Genomic DNA, 20,505 nt, shown 5'->3' with positions numbered 1-20,505 from the left:
ACGTGACGACACATGCTCGCACAACACACGTGTGACGGGAATAGTGACCGATTGATGGTGCGCCTGAAGGCGCCTCGGCAATGACTGGGAGACAATACGGGTATGACTTTCACTCCCGCAGAACCGACACCCCTGTCCAGCCTCCCCACCAATGTCGATATTCGCCTCGTGGCGGTTGACATGGATGGCACGCTGTTGGGAGATGACAAGAAAATCCCTGAACAACTGTGGCCGATGCTTGCTCAGCTTGCTCAGCGTGGCGTGACCTTCGCGCCATCGTCGGGCCGTCAGTGTTGGACGCTCATTGATATGTTTGAAAGAGTCGGCGAAGGACTAACCGTTATCGCCGAAAATGGTGCAATCGTCATGCGAGACGGAAAAGAAGTTTCCAGCGTCCCCATGGATCATGAAACGGTTGCCGAGGTGGTACGTCGTGTGCGTTCAGCAGTGGCCGGAGGGATTAATGCCGGATTAATGATGTGCGGGAAAGCAAGCGGCTACGTAGAACGTTTCGATCAGCCCTTTATGGACTCGGTACTGCCGTACTACCACCGCACTGCAGTGGTCGATGATCAACTTGATGTTCTTGCTCGTATCGGATCCGGTGAACTCGATGACGACATCATTAAACTCGCAGTTTTCTGTTTTGATGCAGTGCAGCCAATTGCCGAGGTGGCGCTGGAACCATTTGCTTCGACTCATCAGTACGTGGTGTCGGGCTACAACTGGGCGGACCTGCAAACGGCGGGCGTTGACAAAGGTGCGGCTGTCACAGCATTGCAGGAATATCTGGGCGTGACTCGCGAACAAACCTTGGCTTTTGGCGATTTTCACAATGATCTAGGGATGCTAGCTGCCGCCAAATGGTCCTTCGCCATGGCTAACGCGCACCCAGATGTGGTTGAGGCAGCCCGATATATTGCTCCCTCAAATAATGATGGCGGCGTCTTTACCGTCACAAGGCATCTTCTTGGCTTGTGATCTGAGCGCTGCGCGGTGTTTGGGTTGTCAGTGCTACTTGAGGTTCGTAGCTCCTGTGTTTTGCGGCGTGGCTACTATCGGGCTCTTGCACATGTTCGGGTTGGCACGGTGCGACTAGAAGATTGACGGACGCGCAGATCTGACCTATCTGTAGTGGGACATGCCTGTTTACGGCGAGGTGGACGGTGAGCTATGCGAATGACCTTAATGCCCCGCTGTGGTGATTGAACTCGGCGTTGGCCGATTTCAACACAATGCCGTGATATCCCTCAATCTCGTGACCTTCAACATTCGGTCGTCTCCACCTTCAACATTCGGTCGTCTCCTCGGATTACTCCCCATCGTCTGCTTGACCCCCGTCCTTGATCGACACAGCATGCGGACAAAAGAGTGCCGTTCAGTGTGTTGACCTTCGTGAAGCGTCAAGATCCTACCTGCCTTCTGACGCGTCGACACACAGAACGGTCGAAACGATGCCGTTCGGTGTGTTGACTTAGCAGATAATTCTGGCACGAGGTGGACGAAACAGTGATCGACACATTGAATGGACGATCGGCATCCAAATGGTGTGTTGAAAAGGAGTGTCGATCCGAATGGTGTGCTGAACGGTGGTGAACATCCAACCTCAAGCTGTGCAGTCCTAGCAGTCCTACATGAATGGTTGATTCGTGCAACAGGACTCTTCACACAACACGGGGTCGTTTGTGTGCGAACAGGACCATGATGTTGCTGGGGCACTACCACTAAGGGTCGAAGCGGACGACCATCGAAGATACACGGGTCTTCCTGGCTATCGATTTCCACAGTCAAAGAAGCCGACAAGGTATTTCCACAATGACGCACCTTTGGATTGCTGACATCGGATGCCAACGCCATCGTGGTTATAGGCAACACGTTGATGACGAGGAGGCACAATGTTTCGGGAATACCGGCACAGCAATGCTCATGAAGCGTCACGAATTACCGTGGCACTTGTCCGAGAAAACATGGTGTTTACCTCACAAGCAACATTCCGCAATGTCCGCCACCGACGGGGCTACATTCGTATCTACCGCGGATGCTACCTTTGCGCGTCGATACTGCAATCGTGTACGAATCGTTATGACATCGATAAGGTGATTGAGGTTGCGCGCATCATTGCGTTGTCACGGCTCAAACCCGCCTGCGTCCCAACCGGCGTCAGTGCAGCCGTGATGCACGGACTTCCCACCACCTCGTCAGACGGCACCGTATATCTGCGCACACAAAATCGGAGGTGCACCACCAAAGCTCATCTTCCGGAAGTGACATTCGAAGGAAAAGTCCTCGCAAAGGAAGCAATTGCAAAAGTCCACCACCGACCCCATGTTGGCCCGACAACGACTCGCATCCTCGATATTGTCTGTGATCGCTTAGATGTTGCCACGATGGTCGGATCTTTAATTCACGACCGAATCACGGCGTTCTCGCTTGCGTGCACGTCCCTGCAGTGGGTGAGCCGATTCAATAAGTGGAAGGCACAGCAATGTCACCGGGAGGCGGAAAGATCTCGTCAACACCTGTTGGCGTTGATTAGATCCCTGCCCAAGACCGCACGTGACACAAGAAAAGCTCGTTGGGTGCTTCATGGCGCCTCACCCGCGTGTGACTCTCCAGGGGAGGCTCGTCTGCTTGCATTGTTAATGGAGGCGGGATTTTCAGGAATGGAGATGCAGCACCCCATTGCTCGGACTGATGCCGACGCACCGTATTTCGTTGATATCGCGTTTCCTCGGCAACATGTTGCATTGGAGTTTGATGGACGAGCAAAATACGGTACCACCGTCGAAGATATTCATCGTGCCGAAGAGAAGGAAAATCGGCGCCAACGTGAGATAGAAGCGTTGGGTTGGACTGTGATTCGTGTGCGATGGACTGACTTTTCGCACGCTGATGCACTGTTGTCACAAGTTGAACGTCACCTGAAGGCTGCTGATCGGCAGTGGCGTCGGCGAAATCAGCGCCGCCGCAGCATGTCGTAACGCTTCGTAATACGATCAACCATTATCGACATTGTGATCAGTAGACAATAGTTATGCAGACGTTGCTTTTGATTGCGATGCATATTTTCCGTCGGTTGTTGTTATTTACGGCGTCAACGGGCGTGGCATTGCGCAAATTTCAGACCTCATGGCATTTGCACTGGAAGACGTTGTAACCGAATAGTGTTGTGTCACGGGGATAGGTTGCTGTTTGTCTGCGGATCGACACAGCAAACGGATCCTGCCGATCCAACGAAGGTGGAAATCTTTTCCGCCGAAGGCATTCCGACCCATCGATGACGCTACTGCACAGCATTTTTGTGGGTATGAGGGCGAAGGTATTCCATGCGAACCTTCTTTTCCTAGCAGCATTTTTCAGGGTTTCGCACCGTTCGCCGTGTTCACATCTGTTAAACGGGCCATATCAGTCTGACGATATCTGAGTCAACACATGCTTTGGACATTCTTCTACCGCACCATGTGTCGACCCTTTTGTGCGGGGGTGTCTCATTGCTTTTGCGACAGCAACGACACAGCAAACGGCGTGGGGAGCACCGCACCATGTGTCGACATTTCTGCGGACGGCGATTAGCGCCCGCTGATTTCCGCACCATGTGTCGACGTGGTGGGCGTGCGATGGCTGTGCGGTTGATAGACGTGGGTCTGAAAGCCGAGAGTGCGAGAGGCAAGAGGTTCATATCCAGGTGACTGAAAGGCTCAACCTTGGGATGCAGCAGGAACCGACGTACAGCACAGCGCGAGGCCGGGCCCACACAGTAGGAAGCCCGGCCTCGTCAATCAGCGAAAGAATTCGCAGCTGTGAAGGAAAATCACTCCTCCTCGGTTACTTCTTCCACCTTTTCGGCATCCATTTCGGGTACCTCAACATTAGAATCAAGGTCAGCCCAGTACTCTTCTGCCCAGGGGTCCTCAATCGGTTGGCTACGTTTCCACAACAGGTAGCCCACGCCTGCAACAGCAGTGGTCGCCGCTGTCCAACCCAGCACACGCAGGAAACGTCGTTTGCGGCGAACCGTGCGGGTGGGCGTCGTAAGAGCGCGACTTGAGGCGATACGCGCGGCGGCGGCTCGTTCAGCGAGCGGGGCGTCAGAGGTGAGCGCCGAGGCGGAGTCCTCCACTGCACGGTGAATGCGCGGAAGGTAGTCGTCAACCACATTGTGGCGCGCTGTTTCCAACTTAGGTTTAGCGCGGTCGATGGCGTCAACGGCTTTGTCAGCTGCGGTTTCTACGAGGGGGGTGGCGCGCTTAAGGGCACCTTCTAAGGCTGCCTGTGCACGAGGCGCAGCCCAATCCAGGCCTTGCTCTGCCAGATCGGTCGCCGCGACCGCAGCGCGACCTGCATGAACAGCAAGGGTGTCGCGGATATGTAGAGCCTCGGTCTTGAGTTTGTCGGGGTCGAAATTGCTGGGTTTGGCCATGGTGGGTGCCTTCCTTGTCCTAGTGCTCTGCTCACGACAGGTTGGCATGACCAGCCTGTTGACGCTCTCTCCTCTATTGTGCCTTGAACGTGCCGATGCTGCAGCACAATTGTGACATGCAACCTAAGTCCTGAGTGTTGTGTGCGAACAAACGCGCATGCAGGGACGAACTCTGCGACGATGGAGCTATGGAAACCACGATTCATACTTCCCTTGGCGATATCCGCATCGAGCTTTTCCCTGATCATGCTCCTCATACGGTCAAGAATTTTGTTGACCTCGCGCTCGGTCAGCGTGAGTGGGTTGATCCTGCGACTGGCCAGAAGACGACTCGTCCTCTTTATGATGGCGTGATTTTTCACCGTGTTATCCCAGGCTTCATGATTCAAGGTGGCGACCCTCTGGGCACTGGAACCGGCGGCCCTGGCTACGCCTTCAACGACGAGATTCACCCCGAACTCAACTTCAATGAGCCTTACTTGCTCGCTATGGCCAATGCAGGCAAGCGTATGGGGCGCGGCACGAATGGTTCGCAGTTCTTCATCACCGTTGCGCCGACACCGTGGCTGCTTGGCAATCACACGATTTTCGGCAAGGTAGTTGACGAGGCGTCGAAGCGTGTCGTTGATGCCATCGTTTCGGTACCGACGGGACGCAATGACCGTCCAGTCGAAGATGTGACAATCACATCGGTGGATGTGGTTGAGTGATCTTCAGGTCGTAGTACCGGCGATATGGGCCGGGCTTGCCGCATCGGCCGGGCTTGCCACCAGGTAGGCCCGGCCTTTGTCGTGGAGGGGTTTGGGCGTGTGGGTGGAGGGGTTTGGGCGTGTGGACTGCCTCGTCGCCGCGTCATCGGGTCAATGCTGATAGGTGCGAAGTGGCGTTGACAGTCGAAGGCGAAGAAATTGGCCTCAACAGATCAGCGCTGATAGGCGAGGGTTGGGGAACGGCTGCTGGGCGTGAAAGTGCTTGAAGTGACAAGATTGGCCTTATGAATGAGTTACCTCGGTACGGTCAGCGGTCTGATCCGCGTGCGGCTCCTCCATGCCCGCGACACCCCAATGTGCAGTCAGTGGACTATTGCAAGCGTTGTAATCGTCCCATATGCGTCGATTGTATGATTCGCACTGAGGTGCGTTCCCTTTGTGTGGAATGTGCGGGTCGGAATGTGAGGCGGCAGGTGGCCTCGGGCACGCCAGTGGTGACCTATGGCTTGATCGGCATCAGTGTTGCGTTGTTCCTTTTGTCGTGGATTTCCACCTCGACGTGGGAACTTTTAGCCTTTAACCCGATAGTTGGCTATTTCCAACCGTGGAGATTCCTCACCACCGCCTTTCTCCACAGCGGCATTATGCACCTGCTGTTTAACATGTTGGCGCTGTATTTCGTTGGACAGAGCCTTGAGGCGGTGCTTGGTCGCTGGCAGTATCTCACTGTGTATTTGCTCAGCGCAGTAGGTGGAACTTTAGCTGTGCTTGTCTGGGCACTGTTCCAGCCGTCGACTTTCCAACAGGTTACGGTAGGCGCGTCGGGAGCAGTATTTGGCCTTTTCGCTGCGATCTTCGTCGTTCAGAAGAGGTCCGGTATAGATACTCGAGCAGTCGTCGGGTTGCTTGCAGTGAACTTCTTGTACGGTCTTTTGCTACCTAATGTGTCGTGGCAAGCTCACCTCGGTGGGCTACTGACGGGCTTGTTTGCGACGTGGGTGCTGACTGCGGTTGCCGCGCCTCGTCCCCATGTGACAGCACGCAAGCAAATGTGGCAGTCAATTGGGGCTGCGTTGGCAATTGCGCTCGCGATGGTGGGTCTCGTTGCACTGACCTACCGTCTGATTCTCGAGGCGACACTGGCCTAGCGGTACCCAAGCCGAGGCGTGGTGGTGTCGTTCCGTCACGCCTCGGCTAATCGTTGGGTGTCACATGAGCATCGTCTGAGGAACCACATGGTTGGTGCTCTAGTTTTGTGACAGCGACCCGTCGAACAATGCTGCGCTCTGAAAATGTCAACAGTTCGCGTGTGGCCTTATCTCTGTGCAGTATGCTCGTCGGAGGATGCCACCGTGAATCGTTGCTTTTCGTGTTGGGGAGATTCCGCCTCGTCAATGACGGCGACTGCAAAATCCTGGGCGGAGACAAAGTTGCCCGCAGGTGTGTTCAGCGCTGTGGTGTAACTGCCTGTGCGGATGCCGGGAGCGATGATGGGCGAGGGAGCGACCATCGTCCAGTTGAGATTATTTGACGCCAGATATTCTTGGTAAACCACAGCGAATGCTTGTGCTTCAGGGCGGTACTCGTCAGGAAAATCGGGGCTGTCGAGCAGTAGGTGATCGTTTCCTACGGACAGTGCGCCCGCGCCGCCAATGACGATGATGCGCCCTGTGGGCTGACTTTCGATGAGCCTCTTATGTGCATCAATGGCTGCTTGGTAGTTGTCGCGGCTCGCCACAGAAATGATGGCGACATCTGAGGTGTTGACAATCGCGTGGACAGCTGAAGTGTCAGAGAAATCGAGTGTCTGACTTCCTTCGAGGTTTCCTGATCGCGTGTAGGTCACAACGTCGTGGTGACGTGCGGTTGCTTCGGCGACAATTTGTGTGCCAACCATGCCGGCTGCTCCGATCACTGAAATGCGCATGAGGTTTTCCTTTGGGTGCTGTTTCCTATTGACACCACAATGGTATGGATTAGATACTGATTACCTCAAGGTAAGTAATTGGAAGATATTTGTGATCTGCGACAAAGTGATCCTTCGCTGGAGGTATTAGTGAGTGCAGAAAATAGCTCACGGCGAGCCAATGTCCTTGAACAGAAGTGCCCGTCACGCACTGTGCTGCGGCATCTCACAGGCCGATGGACGCCGTTGATTGTTGCGGTTTTGGCGCAGAGGGTCCCCGTGCGTTTTAAAGAAATACAGGAGAAAGTTCAGGGGATTTCTCCAAAGGTATTGACTGAAACGTTACGGCTAATGGAGCGTGATGGATTGGTGATCCGCAAGGTTACAGCGAGTATTCCGCCGCGAGTGGACTATCAACTGACCGAGTTTGGATCAACGGTCGTTGAACCGTTAGCTATGTTGCGTCGATGGTCGGAGCAGCATGTGGACGAAGTGGAGGCTCACCGACGGCGGTATGACGAGGAACACTAGTTCAACATTGGTTAGATGCCTGCGCTCCGCTTGCAGGGGCCGCTGCCGCAGGTACTGCCATCGCTGAGGTGCATGCTAGTGGATCATTTTGTTGTTGCGATTGCTGGGAGTTTTGCCGCTGTTGTGCTGCTGGAGCTGCTACCAATACCGGGGCCTTTGCCGCCGGCGCTTCTGCGACCGATGTCGTGGGTTCATGCGTATAAGGATTCGGTTTGTCGACACTACTCACCGTCGTTCGCGCATGGTGATTCGATGTCGAGGTCGTGTTCTGTGGTAACTCGTGCCTGTTTCATGTGATGACATCACCGTCACGCCTGGTTGAGATGTTACCTCCGGTTGGGACAATACGGATCAAGCAGGGGTGTGGCAGGACTACGGGTCACGACGTCTCAAAGGGAAAATACACGCCTGTAACTTATCCACATCTGGGGAAATAGCTGTGGATTGCTTTGACGGCACTTGGAGCAAATACACCCAATTCAACAATTATCCCGGTCAACACACCGAATGGACTATCCACAACCGTTTCGTGTGTTGATCCATCAGATAGCACGTCTGTTGCCTACTTCTGTGTCGGGTCGACACACCGAATGGATGAGTGTCGACCGTTTCGTGTGTTCACCTTTGAGATACCGGCGTTGGCGAGTCTGTCCGTATTGGGTCGACACATCAAACGGAAGAACGCCGACCGTTTCATGTGTCGACCCGGGCGAGAGACGAGAGTACTGGATGGTTTTATTACCCATAGGACGAGCTAGGCGTGAAAGGCACCAAGGACGGCCAAGGAGAAATCCGTTTGGTGTGTCGACGGTAGACATGGGAAGCGAGGAGGTGGTGGTCATTGTGGATCAACATCAGTTCAACCCACTGTCGTCGTGGAGGATCCACCTTTGCTCGACGATTCAGCGCGCACTTGCTCCAGGGTCGCAGACAAGCACGCGCCCGGATCTAGGACACGCTAGGGTCAATTGACGAGGCGTGGGCAGGTTTTCGTTGAAAACATCAGTGCACGGTCGCGAAAAAGCCGCATAAGCGTCAACGGCCAACGCGTAGCACGACGGGCACTGCGGGTTCCGACGAGCAGTACGTGTTATCCCAGGAGACGCAGATTTTACTCACGTTGCCCGTTATGCCGGGCAACGCTAGCTCCGAAGAGCATCGTTTTCCCAGATAAGCGGTGCCTACTACAGCAATTGTCTGCGGCCGTGGCTCAACCGAAGGTTCAAAAAATCCTGTGAGGGCACGTGCACATTCACTCTCAGTCCCGCGGCAACCGTGCGTTTGGGGTTCCGTGAAGGTAGTGGGAACTCAGAGGCTGGTTTCTGCGTTACTCGCGCGACGAGTGCGGGAGTGCGATTTCAGTTCCGCGTGGGCGGTGTGATTGATCGAGTTAGCGCCACTTCATTGTCATTATGAAGCCGACCATCATTACGGACAAGCCGATGACCAGGTTCCACCAGTTCACGCCGGGGATTGGGTATTGACCACCAGAGATGTAATAGACGAGCAGCCAAACAAGACCGACAAGCAGCAAGGTGATAAAGGTTGGAGCCCACCAACTTGGCGACAACGGTATGCCATCAGTCCAACGAGGCAACGTTGTGTCATCGGCGACCTCATGGCCGTTCTTCTTACGCTTCTTTGACTCAGGCACGGCAGTCCTTCCGTTGATAGGTGGCTCGAAAACAACATCTAGGCGTGTACAGCGAGCAGGGGTACTGCGCCTAGCCTAGTCTGGCAGGGGAATCTATCAAAGTGGACAAAAGGGAGGTGACAAAGAATTGGGGAAAAATCATCCCACGAAACCGCATGACGATGAGGCGGCCTCCTTTGAAGATGCTGTTGCAACGGATGGAAATGACAGCGTGCTTGACAGTGACGAGGCTTGGGCCAGTGGGGCAGGTGACAGCGACGAGGCGTGCGCAACCGTGGGAGATGACAGCCACCAGGCGCACACCGCCGACCAATTAGCTACCACGATGCCGACCGGCGAGTCAGCCATTACCAAAACATCCACTGACGAGCCTATTTCAACGACATTGCCCACCGAGACCACAACTTCCGACCGGGGTGGTGGCATTAGAACAGCCACCGTCTCGGGCACGTCCAGCACAGACAACGCCTCGCCACACCGAGCCCTGAACCTGCGATCAGCACTGTCTGTTTTCCTTGTCACTGCCGCCTCCGGTTTGCTTTTTCATGCCTCAGCCACCACCGCAAGTCAAAGTGGTGCCGCAACTGACGGTGACCTCGTCAATTTGGTGAGACATCGGCAGGCGGTTGTCGCCGAACTCGAGGCTGAACGCGACGCCATCGCCAACCAGGTTGCCGAGCACAGCGATACTGACCTCGCTGCGCCACTGACGTCTGCGTCGGCAAGTAATTTCAACAGATCGGCCATTAGTGGACCGGGTGTGGTGATTACGCTGACGGATGCTCCTGCGGGTGACATACCAGAGGGTGCGACACCAAACGACCTGGTTATTCATCAACAAGACATTGAGGACGTGATGAATGCGCTGTGGGACGGCGGTGCCGAGGCAATGACCGTTCAGGGCGTGCGCGTGTCCAGCCGAACGGTGATTCGTTGTATTGGAAATGTGATTTTAGTTGATGGTGCATCGTACTCACCGCCTTACGAAATCGCAGCAATTGGCGATATTTCGGCACTTGTGACTGCTGTGGAGACGAATCCTCGTGTGGTGAACTACATGCAATATGTGGCACTCTACAAAATGGGCTGGAAGCTCGAAAAGAAAGAAGTGATGCATATGCCGGCGGCGTCAACGGATGCGACGGTCTCATACGCAAAGGTGGTGGAGTGAGTGGGCGGACATATCCGCAGACCCGCCCGGGTAAGGTCATTCGTTTACGGCACAATCGGGGTGATTGGAGAATTGCTGATCACTGCCGCCGTCATTTTGGCGCTTTTCGCGTTCTGGCAGGCCTTCTGGACGAGTTACGAGGTGGAGGCGCCTCGCGCTGCTGTCATTGCTCAATTTGAAGAGGAGCATGCCCCTGCCTCGACAGGTGAGGGTGTGATTGAAACGAGCGAGCCTCCTCCCGCACCGACAAACCTCGCAAATGCTGAAGTGTATGGATTAATCCATTTCCCGAAATGGGACTGGATGAAGACTCCGCTCGCTCAAGGCGTTGGGGCGGATGTGTTGGACATGGGGTGGGCGGGCCACTACCCGGATACTGCTCAGCCTGGTGAAATCGGGAACTTTTCGGTGGCAGGACACCGCCGTTCCTACGGCAACAATTTCCGCCGTGTAGAAGAGATGCAGGTGGGGGATGAAATAGTCGTTGACCTCCAGGATCACTACCTCGTGTACGAGGTGGACAACTGGGAAATCGTTTCGGCTACTGATCCGGAAAACTACCGTGTCATTGCTCCTGTTCCTGGGGATGTCACCCTGTCACAAACGCCGACGGAACGATGGATGACGATGACCACCTGCCATCCCGAGTGGGGCAATACAGAGCGGTACATCGTCCACCTGAAATATAAGTACTGGATGAGTAAATCTACGGGGAAGCCCGCAGTTTTACTGGAAGAACCTGAGAGCTAAGAGGAGACCACTGATGTACGGCTGGATATTCCGTCACTTACCGGGGCCGACGTGGTTCAAAGTCATCGAAGCGCTCGTGATTGTTGCAGCTATTGTCTTTGCTCTGTTTAAATGGGTTTTCCCTTGGGCGCAGGCTTATTTTGAGCTTGGCGCTTCAAGCGTGGCAGTCTGAGGTAGCCAGATGGTGCGCATACTGTGTGTTGATAACTATGACTCGTTCGTGTGGACAATTGTTGGCTATCTGCGCCATATGGGGGCAAGTGTTGATGTCGTCCGCAATGACCAGGTTGATCCTTCTTGGTACTCCGGGGCGATTTACGATGGGGTCCTCATTTCCCCAGGACCAGGTGATCCGAAGGGTGCTGGTGCCAGTTTGCAAGTGATTGCTGACTGTCGAGCACACTCCATTCCGATGCTTGGTGTGTGTTTGGGCCACCAGGCGCTTGGTGAGCTGTGTGGTGCGACTGTGGGTCATGCGCCTGAATTGATGCATGGGAAAACCTCGGTGATCACCCATGATGGGCGTGGTGTTTTCGTTGGGGTGGCGTCGCCACTGACGGTGACGCGCTACCACTCTTTGGCTATTGATCCAGCGACACTGCCCGAGGAGCTGGAGGTGAGTGCCCGCACTGAGAATGGCCTCATTATGGGCGTTCGACATCGTGAGGCGCCGCTTGAAGGTGTCCAGTTCCATCCAGAGTCGGTGATGACCCAGCAGGGTCACATGATGTTTGCTAACTGGTTGGCTGCCTGTGGGGATCACGACTCCGTGGCTCGCGCCGCTTCTTTGTCTCCTGTGGTTGCACAGCGGGCACGCTTGTAGACAGGACGGTTTGTGGCGCCGGAGATTGGCGTGCTCGGATGGGTGTGAGCCAGGGGTTGAGTCAGCCTACTGGATAGCATGCCTGTCAAGTTGGACAGGCTGGTTGTGGGGGCTTGCCTGTCAGGTTGGCTGTGGGGCGGCTTGTCTGAGCGGGGGCATTTGAGTCCGCTGCGCGGTGGGTTCGTAATGGACGAGGTGGTGTCATCTTCGTCGGGTTGCCGGTCTGTGCGGTGGTGTGTTGGCTGCATTGAGGATGCTCGTGCAATGCGGTCGACACAGCGTGCGGTAGCTGTATGTCCGTTCGGTGTGTTGATCGGTTGTGCCGTCCGAGCAAAAGGAGCAGTTGGTCATCATTGACACACGAAACGGTAGCTGTACATCCGTTTGGTGTGTTGATCTGTGCGAGGCCAAGATGTTGGCCTTCTTTTCTTTAGGTCGACACACGAAACGGAAGGCACAAATCCATTCGGTGTGTCCACGCTGAGGCTACGGCTATTTAGGGTTTTCTATAGATGAGTGCATGGTCGAAACCAAAGAGAATTGAGTAAAGAGGAGCGGGCCTAAAGGGGAAATGTGCGTGTGTTGACGCTCTGGTAGTTGGCGTGAAAGGCGTGGGCCCTACAGGCTATGACCTGTAGGGCCCAGTGTCGTCAGGCACTTACCTCATGGTGCGTTTGTATTGGCGTTGCCACTTGTACCCGGATCTGCGCCCAGCGATACCTCGAGGGTGATGCGGCTGCGTTGAGCCACCACTGCGCCTTCACGTTCAGACATGCCGACGACTGTTCCAGCGGCCGCTGTGGAGCTGTAAACCTCGGTCTTATACACCTCAAGTCCCAGCGCTTGGAGCTTCGCAGCAGCATCATCAATGGTGGAATTCAGAATCCCTGTCGGAATGGTGACCTTGCCGTCAGACAGTACTAGTGCCACTGACTCGCCTTTGCGGAGCATTTCGTTGGCAGCGGGCGTCGACGAAATCACGCGTCCTTCCGCCACATCGGCACTATTGGCCACCGTCACGTTACCCACGGTCAGGCCCGCCGCAGTCAGCGCTTGACGTGCCTGGTCCTGCGTCATGCCGCTGAGGTCAGGTACGGCCACTTGTTCGCTGCCAGACGAGACATACCCAGTGACAGTCGAACCGGTCTTCACTTTCTTCCCCGGCGATGGATTGGTTTTAGCGATCTTGCCTGCTTCAACCTCTTCGGAGGCGACTTGTTCGTCGGAAACTTCCCACACTAATCCGAGCGCCTCAACGGCCGCTTTTGCCTCTTCAGGTGTCATTCCAACAAGATCAGCGGGGATGTCGACGCTTTCTTTGCCGCTGGACAGGTAGGCCGTTACTTCAGAGCCAACAGCTAGCTCGGTGGTGGCCGGCGGGTCGGTGCGCACGACGGAGTTTTCTGCAATCGTGTCAGAAGGCTCCGATTCACCAAGTTTCCATACGAAACCAGCCGACTCGATAGCTGCCTTCGCGGCTTCCTGGGTCATGTTGGTTACGTCAGGAACAGGTTTTGTTTCAGTCTGGGTCGTATTGTTGTTGAGCAGCGCATATATCCCAAAAATTACCAGCGCAGCAACGACGAGTGCCGCCCCGATCCAACCCCATGGCACTTTTTTCCGTGTACTTTCGTTGTCGGCAGGTGGCGGCACCGATGCCATCACTTGGGTGCCGTCGGCGAGCCTCGTCATTGTCGCAGCGGGCATCGGTGGTGCGCTGATTGCTTCAGTCACCGTGGTAGCTGCCGCTCCAGCACTTGCTGCTGTCCAAACCGCAGCTGCAGGCGCATTGACTTGTGCGCCTGAGGTTAGGCGAATGAGGTCTGCTTTCATTGACGAGGCGGTGGGGTAGCGGTCCGCAGGATTCTTTGCCATCGCTTTGAGGACGATGCGGTCAAGCGGTTCGGGAACATCTGATGCGATTGACGAGGGCGTCGGCGGGATTTGTTGCACATGCTGGTAGGCAACGGCAACAGCGGAATCGCCTTTAAAGGGTGGCTGCCCGGTAAGGAGTTCGAAGAGGACCACACCGGTTGAGTACAGATCGGAGCGCGGATCGACCTGTTCGCCTCGTGCCTGTTCGGGGGAGAGGTATTGTGCAGTGCCTACAACGGCATTTGTTTGCGTCATGGTGGACTGTGAATCGGTCAACGCTCGGGCAATACCAAAGTCCATGACTTTGACCTTGCCCTGGGTGGTGAGCATGATATTGCCCGGTTTGATGTCGCGGTGCACCAGATCTTTGGAGTGGGAGTATTCCAAGGCTGAAAGCACGCCGGAGGTAATGTCGACTGCCTCGTCGATTGGCACGGGGGTTCCGTCGGACAGGAGGTCCTTTACGGTGTGTCCCTCGACGTACTCCATGACGATGTAGGGCAGCGCGAGGTTGCGTCCGTCAGCCCCGATCACCGATTCTTCGCCGGTGTCGTACACCGCAACAATATTGGGGTGGTTCAGGGATGCGGCGGATTGTGCTTCTCGCCGGAATCGTGCTTGGAAGACTGAGTCTCGGGCCAGTTCTTCGCGCAGAATCTTGATGGCAACGACTCGCGAAAGGCGCGCGTCGAAGCCGAGGTACACCTCGGCCATGCCTCCGCGTCCGATAAGCGAACGCACTTCGTAGCGACCGCCTAACTGACGGACCACAGGCTCTGCCATGTCTTGACCTCCTCGATCGTGACGGTTTCGACGCCGCTACCCAGCAGCGAAAAACCAAACCTGTTTTGGATAGTAGCGACAACAACGAGTATCAGGGTGAGGATGAATAGTGAGATTACTGTCCATTTTCCGATTTTTTGAGCTGTTGGCTCAGGTTTGGCCACGGTGGATCGGTTGTATTTTGTGGCCAAAGGGGGGTCGGTGGGCTCGCTGGGCGTGGCCCCTGTGGGGGACGCTGCCGCTCGGGTGGGAGATGCGGACGTCCGGGTGGAGGATGCTGCCGCTCGGGTGGGAGATGCGGACGTCCGGGTGGGGGACGCTGCCGCTCGGGTGGGAGATGCGGACGTCCGGGTGGAGGATGCAGCTGTCTGTGCGGGGGATGCAGCTGTCCGTGCAGCGACGCGGTCCGAGGTGGTGCGGCTGCTGGCTCCGCTTCGCCCCGAGGCACCTGGTCCCGAGGTGGTGTGGTCGCCAGGCGTGCCTTTCCCAGAAGCATTACGTTCCAAAGCGTCATGTCCTGAGATCACGCTTCGCCCTGAAGCGCCTTGTCTAAAACCCGGCGAAGCAGGTGAGGTAGCTCGGCCAGTGGAGGCCTGGGTGGTAGAGGGTAGAGTGGCACTACTCGAAACGGATGATGTCGCCGCCCTGCGATCTGCCAGTGCCTGACCTGCAGTTGGCGACTTCACCTGATCGGGCGATGTGCGCGCAGATGAACCGTCCAGCGGCCCTCTCAGGACCTTCTCCATATCAACAGGTTGGAGCATCTCGCGCGGAAGACGAGAGCGTGTCTCGTGTTTGACTGGAGGAACAACTGGCTGCGCGGCAGTACGCGCTGTCTCAACCATGCCGTCGGCAAGGGGAAGTGGATGCGGGGCGACGTCCACACCAAGTTTGGTCGCAACCTGCGCGACCTCGCGCGCTAGCGCAGTCGCAGAAGCAGGACGATCAGCAGGATTCTTTTCTAACATGCGGCGCACCAAAGCAGCCACAGCCTCGTCCACATCTGACGGCAGAGGCGGCAACGGTTCGTTGACGTGGGCAAAAGCAATATCGACCTGTGTGGAACCAGTGTAGGGCCGTTTGCCTGCAAGGGCTTCAAAGGCAATCACACCCAGCGCATACAGGTCCCCCGATGTGGTGGCTTCTTTCCCCATCGCTTGTTCCGGCGGCAAATACTGCGCCGTTCCCATCACCATTCCATCCCCAGTTAAGGTCACCTGATCGGTGGTGCGGGAAATGCCGAAGTCAGTGAGCTTCACAACCCCGTCTTTGCGGACCAAAATATTGGCAGGCTTAATGTCGCGGTGAACAACACCGGCTTTATCCGCAGCGGCTAACGCCATCGCTACCTGCATGAGTATCGGCAACAGGTGCGCTGCGCTTAGCCTGCGTCCGCCTGACAAATATGCCGTCAAGGGGCGTGACTCCACAAGCTCCATCACGATCCATCCGCGACCGTCATCCTCCCCAGAGTCCAAGACATTGGCGACATTTGGGTGGTGGATACGCATGGCGTTGGCCGCCTCGATACGTAGGCGCGACAAGGACAATTCCTGCCCCGAGAGCTCATTACGTAAGACTTTGACGGCGACGAGGTGACCTGTTTGCTGGTCACGCGCCTTCCACACTTCCCCCATGCCACCCTGGGCAATGTGGGTCAGCAGCGTATAACGCCCGCCGAGGCGTCGGCCCGCAAGTGAGGGTGGCTGTGCTGTCATTGCAACCCCGCTAGGATCAGCGCGCGAGCAATCGGGCCCGCGGCAACACTGCCGTAAGGCGCAGGGTCCGTTTCATCGCCTTCGACGACAACAGCAAAAGCAATTTGTGGGTCGTTTGCGGGCGCGAAACCGACAACCCACGCATTTGTGTAACCCGTATCGCCAACTTGAGCGGTGCCCGTTTTTGCAGCAATCGGTACCCCGTCAATAGCCATTGACTGGGCTGTGCCATACGGAGCAGAAACAACACCGTCCATCAGGCTAGTCATTACTGACGCCGTATCTTTGCTAATGATCTGCCCAAGGCTCTGAGGACGCGTTGTCGACTGTGTCTGCAAATCCGCATCAACAACCTGGTCGATGACATAAGGATGCATACCTTCGCCACCATTAGCAATCGTCTGGGCGACCTGTGCCATCTGCATGGGGGTGACGCGGACGTCGTACTGTCCAATAGACGACAGGGCCAGCTGTGACGCATCTGTGGACGCTGGGAAGGTCGATGGGGTGACGTACAGCGGGATATCTAGCGCCGTGCCGAAGCCAAACCGAGAGGCAACATCCGCCAAGTCGTCGTGGCTGAGTTGCTGAGAAGCCAAAACGAAAGTGGTGTTACACGAACGCGCGAAGGCTTCAGCCAGGGTTGGCATGCCATTGCCGCAGGCAGCGTTCGAGTCATTGGCAATTTCGGTGGTTGTGCCAGGCAGGATGGTTGACACTGGCGATTCCATCACAGTGTCAGCTGTGGCCACGCCTTTTTCCAACAGTGCAATGGTTGACAGGATTTTAAAGGTGGATCCTGGCGGGTAAAGATCACCGTTGATAGCACGGTTATACAGCGGCTTGGCTGGGTCAGCGAGCAATGCTTCATAGGAAGCGTTGGCGGCTGTTGTGTCGGATGTTGCCAGGAGATTCGGATCGTACGACGGGGATGAATACAGGGCGAGTACGGCCCCAGTTTTGACGTCCAAAGCCACCACTGCGCCTCGTCTATTGCCTAGCTGCTGGGCGGCGACCTGCTGCATCGCGGGATTCAGGGTCAGGGTGACGCCACCACCTTGGCGGGTCTTGCCTGTGAACAGGTTGACGATGCGCTGCACGATTAATGCGTCCGATTCCCCACTGAGGATTTGCGAGGCCGCCGCCTCCAAGCCCGTTGCCTGAGAGAAAGAGGATGAGAAGTAGCCGGTGACTGCCGCATAGAGACCACCTTGTGGGTAGTTCCGCTGGTAGCGTTGCGTGCCGTCAATTTTGCTTGACGAGGCGATGGCCTCCCCTGCCACGATAATTGGTCCACGGTCGGTTTCTGCGGCATGCAAAATCGTGCGGGCGTTGCGTGTGTCGGCGTTGAGGCTCGCTGCACGGAATACGTGGTTATTAGTCACAGCCAGGGCAAGTGCGCAAAACATGACGAGGACGATGATGAAAAGCCGACGAACCTGCGTATTCATTGTCCGTCTCCCGCCTGGTCGTTGGGCGCCTCGCCGTTCCACGGGACAACTGCAGCTGGTCGGCGCGCTGCATCAGAGACACGCATGAGTAAGGCAACGGTGATCCACGACGACAGCATGGAGGAACCACCTGCCGCCAGGAATGGTGCCGTCAGACCCGTCAATGGAATAAGGCCGCTGACGCCACCAAGAACCACAAAAAGTTGCAACGCCAACGAAAAACTCAACCCTGTTGCCAATAATTTGCCAAAGCCGTCGCGCACACCGATGGCGGCACGCATTCCACGTTCAATGAGGATCAGGTACAGCAGCAAAATAGCGAACAAGCCAGTGAGTCCCAGTTCCTCTGCAAGGGAGGACAAAATGAAATCAGAGTTCGCTAAAGGGACCAGCTGAGGATAGCCACGACCCCACCCGGTGCCCATAAGGCCACCGGAGGCTTGCCCAAAAAAGGACTGCACAAGCTGGTACGAGCCACCAAATTCACGTTCGTACATTTGCGGGTCTAAGGCATTGAGCCACGCGTCAAAACGCCCAGCTACGTGGGGAAATATGCGGATTGCGACCGCCACTGCAGGCACGAAAAGCGCAAAACCAATGAGCAGCCACGACACACGGTTGGTTGCCACATAGAGCATCGCCACAAAGAGACCGAAGAGCAGCAGTGAAGTGCCGAGGTCTCGTTGGAGGATCAAGATGGCCAGACCCATGAGCCAGATCACCATGATCGGGCCAAGGTCACGTAGGCGCGGCAGGCGCAAACCCAGGATCTTTCTGCCACCGATGGCCAGGTTGTCACGGTTGGCAACAAGATAACCTGCGAAGAAGATCGCGAGGGTAATTTTGACTAATTCGCCGGGCTGTAGCGACAACGGTCCCAGGCGTATCCACACGCGTGCACCAAAGGTTTCCCGACCGAGGAACGGCACCATAGGTAGCAGCAGCAAAATCACCGACAATGCCCCAAATGAATAGGTGAAACGGCGTAATTTACGGTGATCTTTCACGCCAATGAGAATGAAGGCCGCCACAGCAATAGCAAGACCGACGAATAGTAGCTGTCGCATGCCAACGGTTGGCTCCCCAAGGGCCGCGTACGACAGGTCGAGGCGGTGGATCATTGCGAGGCCAAGGCCAGTCAGTGCTACCGAGACGGGCAGGATCACCGGATCGGCGTAGGGCGCCAAAAAATGGACGCCCACCTCGGCAATAATTGCCACCACGACAAGGATGATAACGTGTTGCACCAGGTCAGCGGGAGCTTCCCCAGTGCGGTTAATTGAGGTCAGCACGTACCCGCCGACGCCTACCGCCAGTGCAGCAAACATCAGCATGATTTCTAACAGACGGCGAGGCCGCGCTGGCGCAATCGAAACGGTAGCCATTAGGGGTTACCTTCGGTTGGCGTCTCTTGTGTTGCGGAAGCATCCCCGGTGGTGTGCGTAGTCGTTGTGGTCCCGGAGTTGGCAGACGATATTTGCGTATTGGCCTGTGCTGCTTGTCGTTGGGCAATGCCCAGTTCAAGCTGCGCCACATAGGCGTCGATCAATTCCCGAGATGATCGTATAACCGGTTCTGTGAGACGCTGTTGATCCACAGGTTCAAGGTCAGCAAGGTTCACGTTGGTAATTTCGACGGCCCGTGACAATTCCCAAGGGCCGATGGATTGGGGAATACCCTGGTGGATCACTACTTTGCCGTCAACACCCAAGGCGTAGTACTGCGTTTGACTCCATGTCCACCCAATCCATGAGCCGGCAATAATCACCGCAGCTAACAGAAAGGTGGCCACCGGCGCCCACCATGAGCCGCGTCGCTGACGTGGTGTTTCATCGTCAGTGTCTGGTGGTGATGCATCAGGCTGAGGTGTGGGCGCACTTAGGGCCGCTGCTCGCGCTGCAGCGCCGCCACCGCCTCGTGTTGGAATTTGGCGATTCGAGGCGGCAGCACCCACAACCTGCGCGGGTGCGGGTGGCACGGTGCCTGAGGGAACGACATCAGCAACAACGCAGGTGATATTGTCAGGGCCGCCAGCAAGTAGAGCCAGACGAATGAGTTCCTCGGCGCACTGTCCAGGGTCAGCGATACTGCCAAGTACCTCGCCAATGGTGTCGGTTGAAACGACACCGGATAAGCCATCAGAACATAAGAGCCACCGATCACCGACAACGGCTTCCCGAATGGTTTCATCTGGAGTAGTGTCGGCCTGCAGATCACCAAGGATCCGCATGACGACATTTCGTTTGGGGTGGTGTTCAGCTTCTTCGGCACTGATCTGACCAGTGTCAACAAGGTACTGAACGAAGGAATGATCAGTGGTGACCTGGGTGAGGGTTCCCCCACGCAATACGTAGGCGCGTGAGTCACCAATGTGAACCATGGCCAATTTGTTGCCCGAACGCAAAATCGCAATGCAGGTCGTGCCAAGTCCAACAAGGTCAGGGTCATGCGAAGAACGTTCAGTGAGTTCTTCGTGGGCGTCCATCAACGCTTTGCGCAGCAGCGGAAGTAGACTTTCCGCCGGGTGAGTGTCGGTGTCGAGTGGCACAAAATGTGCCACAGCAACCGAGGAGGCGATATCGCCGCCCGCGGGACCACCCATCCCGTCAGCGAGGAGCAAAAGATTTGAACCGGCATAGCCCGAATCTTGATTATTGACGCGAACGAGACCCACATCAGAGCGGGCGGCACTGTGGAACTCGACGACAGCCAT

Annotated in this window: 17 protein-coding genes; 9 read left to right on the top strand and 8 right to left on the bottom strand. The window is 56.1% G+C overall.

Annotated elements, in window-relative coordinates:
- The first annotated feature begins 102 nt into the window (after positions 1 to 102).
- Both G438_RS0100450 and G438_RS11780 read left to right on the top strand, forming a co-directional pair.
- A complete protein-coding gene (locus G438_RS0100450) occupies positions 103 to 981 on the top strand; it encodes a Cof-type HAD-IIB family hydrolase (RefSeq protein ID WP_051259151.1) in 879 nt (292 codons plus the stop codon).
- A 914-nt stretch (positions 982 to 1,895) separates the two neighbouring features.
- Entirely contained in the window at positions 1,896 to 2,981 is a 1,086-nt protein-coding gene (locus tag G438_RS11780; protein ID WP_051259150.1) for an endonuclease domain-containing protein, read from the top strand.
- 830 nt (positions 2,982 to 3,811) lie between these two features.
- On the opposite strand, the gene G438_RS0100440 is transcribed toward G438_RS11780, so the two are convergent.
- Positions 3,812 to 4,420, bottom strand: a complete 609-nt coding sequence (locus G438_RS0100440) for a hypothetical protein (RefSeq protein ID WP_026459688.1) — start codon at positions 4,418 to 4,420, stop codon at positions 3,812 to 3,814.
- 188 nt (positions 4,421 to 4,608) lie between these two features.
- On the opposite strand from G438_RS0100440, the gene G438_RS0100430 reads away from it, so the two are divergent.
- Together G438_RS0100430 and G438_RS0100425 are read left to right on the top strand one after the other, a co-directional pair.
- A complete protein-coding gene (locus tag G438_RS0100430; RefSeq protein WP_026459687.1) occupies positions 4,609 to 5,130 on the top strand; it encodes a peptidylprolyl isomerase in 522 nt (173 codons plus the stop codon).
- A gap of 461 nt (positions 5,131 to 5,591) precedes the next feature.
- Positions 5,592 to 6,278, top strand: a complete 687-nt coding sequence (locus G438_RS0100425) for a rhomboid family intramembrane serine protease (protein WP_240470938.1) — start codon at positions 5,592 to 5,594, stop codon at positions 6,276 to 6,278.
- A gap of 167 nt (positions 6,279 to 6,445) precedes the next feature.
- On the opposite strand, the gene G438_RS0100420 is transcribed toward G438_RS0100425, so the two are convergent.
- Entirely contained in the window at positions 6,446 to 7,057 is a 612-nt protein-coding gene (locus tag G438_RS0100420) for an NAD(P)-dependent oxidoreductase (protein ID WP_026459685.1), read from the bottom strand.
- Between the two features lie 129 nt (positions 7,058 to 7,186).
- Between G438_RS0100420 and G438_RS0100415 the strand changes: the two genes are divergently transcribed.
- On the top strand, positions 7,187 to 7,567 hold the full coding sequence (locus G438_RS0100415) for a winged helix-turn-helix transcriptional regulator (protein WP_026459684.1): 381 nt from the start codon (positions 7,187 to 7,189) through the stop codon (positions 7,565 to 7,567).
- Positions 7,568 to 8,957: 1,390 nt separating this feature from the next.
- Here the strand turns inward: G438_RS0100415 and G438_RS0100410 are convergent.
- Positions 8,958 to 9,221, bottom strand: coding sequence for a cell division protein CrgA (locus G438_RS0100410; RefSeq protein ID WP_026459683.1), 264 nt, complete (start codon positions 9,219 to 9,221; stop codon positions 8,958 to 8,960).
- A 127-nt stretch (positions 9,222 to 9,348) separates the two neighbouring features.
- Between G438_RS0100410 and G438_RS0100405 the strand changes: the two genes are divergently transcribed.
- From G438_RS0100405 to G438_RS0100390, 4 genes are read left to right on the top strand one after another with little or no spacing between them, the layout of a single operon-like run.
- Positions 9,349 to 10,392 (top strand): DUF881 domain-containing protein, encoded by a 1,044-nt coding sequence (locus G438_RS0100405; protein WP_338054368.1) that lies wholly within the window; start codon positions 9,349 to 9,351, stop codon positions 10,390 to 10,392.
- Positions 10,393 to 11,142, top strand: a complete 750-nt coding sequence (locus tag G438_RS0100400; protein WP_026459681.1) for a class E sortase — start codon at positions 10,393 to 10,395, stop codon at positions 11,140 to 11,142.
- 13 nt (positions 11,143 to 11,155) lie between these two features.
- Positions 11,156 to 11,314, top strand: coding sequence for a hypothetical protein (locus G438_RS12425; protein WP_026459680.1), 159 nt, complete (start codon positions 11,156 to 11,158; stop codon positions 11,312 to 11,314).
- Between the two features lie 9 nt (positions 11,315 to 11,323).
- A complete protein-coding gene (locus tag G438_RS0100390) occupies positions 11,324 to 11,965 on the top strand; it encodes an anthranilate synthase component II (protein WP_026459679.1) in 642 nt (213 codons plus the stop codon).
- A 663-nt stretch (positions 11,966 to 12,628) separates the two neighbouring features.
- On the opposite strand, the gene pknB is transcribed toward G438_RS0100390, so the two are convergent.
- Genes pknB through G438_RS0100365 form a run of 5 tightly spaced genes read right to left on the bottom strand, consistent with a single transcriptional unit; the run spans position 12,629 to position 20,505 of the window.
- Positions 12,629 to 14,623 (bottom strand): Stk1 family PASTA domain-containing Ser/Thr kinase, encoded by a 1,995-nt coding sequence (gene pknB, locus G438_RS0100385; protein WP_026459678.1) that lies wholly within the window; start codon positions 14,621 to 14,623, stop codon positions 12,629 to 12,631.
- Positions 14,596 to 16,341, bottom strand: a complete 1,746-nt coding sequence (locus tag G438_RS0100380; protein ID WP_026459677.1) for a serine/threonine protein kinase — start codon at positions 16,339 to 16,341, stop codon at positions 14,596 to 14,598. The genes pknB and G438_RS0100380 overlap by 28 nt, the downstream gene beginning before the upstream one ends.
- Complete coding sequence (locus G438_RS0100375; RefSeq protein ID WP_026459676.1) at positions 16,338 to 17,792, bottom strand: peptidoglycan D,D-transpeptidase FtsI family protein; 1,455 nt, start codon at positions 17,790 to 17,792, stop codon at positions 16,338 to 16,340. The genes G438_RS0100380 and G438_RS0100375 overlap by 4 nt, the downstream gene beginning before the upstream one ends.
- The gene (locus G438_RS0100370) at positions 17,789 to 19,177 is read right to left on the bottom strand and encodes an FtsW/RodA/SpoVE family cell cycle protein (RefSeq protein ID WP_026459675.1); all 1,389 of its coding nucleotides are present in this window, start codon (positions 19,175 to 19,177) and stop codon (positions 17,789 to 17,791) included. The genes G438_RS0100375 and G438_RS0100370 overlap by 4 nt, the downstream gene beginning before the upstream one ends.
- Entirely contained in the window at positions 19,177 to 20,505 is a 1,329-nt protein-coding gene (locus tag G438_RS0100365) for a PP2C family protein-serine/threonine phosphatase (protein ID WP_034284523.1), read from the bottom strand. The genes G438_RS0100370 and G438_RS0100365 overlap by 1 nt, the downstream gene beginning before the upstream one ends.

This window comes from Schaalia suimastitidis DSM 15538, from assembly GCF_000429105.1.
Classification (GTDB): Bacteria; Actinomycetota; Actinomycetes; order Actinomycetales; family Actinomycetaceae; genus Pauljensenia; species Pauljensenia suimastitidis.
Note: the sequence above shows the minus strand (reverse complement) of the source record. Positions and strands in the feature narration are given on the sequence as shown.

Excerpts from the sequence above, each read along its gene's own strand:
- G438_RS0100450 (WP_051259151.1), top strand. The coding sequence starts at position 103 with ATGACTTTCACTCCCGCAGAACCGACACCCCTGTCCAGCCTCCCCACC.
- G438_RS11780 (WP_051259150.1), top strand. The coding sequence starts at position 1,896 with ATGTTTCGGGAATACCGGCACAGCAATGCTCATGAAGCGTCACGAATT.
- G438_RS0100440 (WP_026459688.1), bottom strand. The coding sequence starts at position 4,420 with ATGGCCAAACCCAGCAATTTCGACCCCGACAAACTCAAGACCGAGGCT.
- G438_RS0100430 (WP_026459687.1), top strand. The coding sequence starts at position 4,609 with ATGGAAACCACGATTCATACTTCCCTTGGCGATATCCGCATCGAGCTT.
- G438_RS0100420 (WP_026459685.1), bottom strand. The coding sequence starts at position 7,057 with ATGCGCATTTCAGTGATCGGAGCAGCCGGCATGGTTGGCACACAAATT.
- G438_RS12425 (WP_026459680.1), top strand. The coding sequence starts at position 11,156 with ATGTACGGCTGGATATTCCGTCACTTACCGGGGCCGACGTGGTTCAAA.
- G438_RS0100390 (WP_026459679.1), top strand. The coding sequence starts at position 11,324 with ATGGTGCGCATACTGTGTGTTGATAACTATGACTCGTTCGTGTGGACA.
- pknB (WP_026459678.1), bottom strand. The coding sequence starts at position 14,623 with ATGGCAGAGCCTGTGGTCCGTCAGTTAGGCGGTCGCTACGAAGTGCGT.
- G438_RS0100380 (WP_026459677.1), bottom strand. The coding sequence starts at position 16,341 with ATGACAGCACAGCCACCCTCACTTGCGGGCCGACGCCTCGGCGGGCGT.
- G438_RS0100375 (WP_026459676.1), bottom strand. The coding sequence starts at position 17,792 with ATGAATACGCAGGTTCGTCGGCTTTTCATCATCGTCCTCGTCATGTTT.
- G438_RS0100370 (WP_026459675.1), bottom strand. The coding sequence starts at position 19,177 with ATGGCTACCGTTTCGATTGCGCCAGCGCGGCCTCGCCGTCTGTTAGAA.
- G438_RS0100365 (WP_034284523.1), bottom strand. The coding sequence starts at position 20,505 with ATGGCTGTCGTCGAGTTCCACAGTGCCGCCCGCTCTGATGTGGGTCTC.